Origin of the sequence: Pseudoroseomonas cervicalis ATCC 49957, from assembly GCF_000164635.1 — a bacterium.
GTDB lineage: Bacteria > Pseudomonadota > Alphaproteobacteria > Acetobacterales > Acetobacteraceae > Pseudoroseomonas > Pseudoroseomonas cervicalis.
In genome coordinates, this window is record NZ_GG771172.1 from 1 (window position 1) to 710 (window position 710).

Genomic DNA, 710 nt, shown 5'->3' on the forward strand with positions numbered 1-710 from the left:
GGGGTGGCCGGCACGCGGGCGGCGGCGCCGGGCTTCTCCTTCGCATAGGCCCAGCTGTCGATCAGCCAGTACACCGCCAGCAGCAGCACGGCGCAGAACAGGAACTCCGCCATCAGATGCGTCGTCGGCCAGAAGAAGGAGACGCCCTGCAGGAAGCCCAGATAGAGCGGCGGGTCGCCGAGCGGGGTCAGGCTGCCGCCGATATTGCTCACCAGGAAGATGAAGAAGACGAAGCTGTGCATCTTCCGGCGCCGTCCGGCATTGGCCCGGAGCAGCGGGCGGATCAGCACCATCGAGGCGCCGGTGGTGCCCATGATGCTGGCGATGGCGGTGCCGACCGCCAGCAGCGCCGTGTTGGTGGCGGGGGTGCCGACCAGCTCCCCCTTCAGCAGCACGCCGCCGCCCGCGGTGTAGAGCGCGAGGAGCAGGGTGATGAAGGGCAGGTATTCGCCGAGCAGCACATGGGTGAACTCGTGCCAGGCGGCATCCAGCCCGAAGCGCGCGGCGAAGGGGATCAGGAACAGCGCCGTCCAGCCGGCGGCGATCTTGCCGTAATGGTGGTGCCAGAGATGGCCCGCCACCAGCGGCATCAGCGCGATGGACAGCAGCACGCCGGCGAAGGGCAGCGCCCAGGCCAGCGACAGGCTGTGCGCGCCCTCGGCCGCCAGGGCCGGCCCGGCGGCCAGCAGCAGCGGCAGCGCCGCCATGGC

Annotated in this window: 1 protein-coding gene; it reads right to left on the minus strand. The window is 70.7% G+C overall.

Features of this window, described 5'->3' with window-relative positions; all coding sequences use genetic code 11:
- On the minus strand, nt 1-710 hold a 710-nt coding region (locus tag HMPREF0731_RS22405), incomplete at both ends, for a sodium:proton antiporter (protein ID WP_007006561.1).